Annotated in this window: 1 protein-coding gene; it reads left to right on the top strand. The window is 66.9% G+C overall.

Going from position 1 to position 1091, the window contains the following annotated elements; translation table 11 throughout:
- Positions 1-48: 48 nt before the first annotated feature.
- On the top strand, positions 49-1091 hold a 1043-nt coding region (locus QSK32_RS45280), incomplete at its 3' end, for an IS4 family transposase (RefSeq protein WP_285475559.1).

Genomic DNA, 1091 nt, shown 5'->3' with positions numbered 1-1091 from the left:
GGTATCAAGGTTTGTCACTCCAAGACAACCCAGAACCAGGAACTCCGCTTGACTGATCAGATTGCCATAACCCGTACCGTCTCGGTAGCTGCCGGGCCGTTCGCGCCGGGTCACCTCGGTGAGCTGACCCGGCTCGTCCCGTTCGAGATGATCGACGAGGTCCTCACTGCGACCCGGCGCACAGAGCAGCGTATCCGGCAGCTCCCGGCCCGGGTCGTGGTGTATCTGCTGCTGGCCGGCTGCCTGTTCACTGATCTCGGCTACCGGCAGGTGTGGTCGAAACTCGTCGCCGGCCTGCACGGCCTGCCGGTCACCAGGCCCTCCGGCAGCGCTCTGCGTCAGGCCCGGCAACGACTCGGGGCCGCTCCGCTACGGGCCTTGTTCGATCTACTCCGCGGCCCGGCCGCCAGCAGCGCGAACGCGATCTGGTGGAAGGGCCTGCTCCCGGTCGTCATCGACGGCACCCAGCTCACCGCCGCGGACTCACCCGCCAACCTGCACCGCTACGTCAAGCTACGCGGTAACCACGGCGGCTCCGGCTACCCGCCGTTACGACTCAGCGCACTGCTGTCCTGCGGCACCCGATCGGTCCTCGACGCCGTATTCGACCCGATCACCACCGGCGAGAACAGCCAGGCCCGGCACCTGTCGCGCAGCCTGCACACCGGAATGCTGCTGCTGGCAGACCGCAACTACGCCGCCGCGGAACTGGTGAAGACCTTCGCTGCAACCGGCGCCGACCTGCTGATCCGCTGCAAAGCCAACCGCAGGCTCCGGATCATCGGCCGCTGCCCCGACGGGTCTCGGCTATCGACCATCGGCGAACTACGCGTGCGTGTCATCGAGGCCCGGATCAGCATCACCACCACCAACGGCACCCACACCAGCGACTACCGGCTGATCACCACCCTGCTCGACGCCCACCGCTACCCCGCCGCCGCCCTTGTCCAGCTCTACCACCAGCGCTGGGAGATCGAGACCGCCTACCTCGAACTCAAGTCCACCATCCTCGGCGGCCGGGTCCTGCGATCACGCACCCCCGACGGCATCGATCAGGAAATCCACGCCCTGCTGATCGTCTACCAACTACT

The sequence above is a fragment of the Actinoplanes sp. NBRC 101535 genome (assembly GCF_030269225.1).
Lineage (GTDB): Bacteria > Actinomycetota > Actinomycetes > Mycobacteriales > Micromonosporaceae > Actinoplanes > Actinoplanes rectilineatus.
This window is presented reverse-complemented; position numbering and strand designations above follow the sequence as displayed.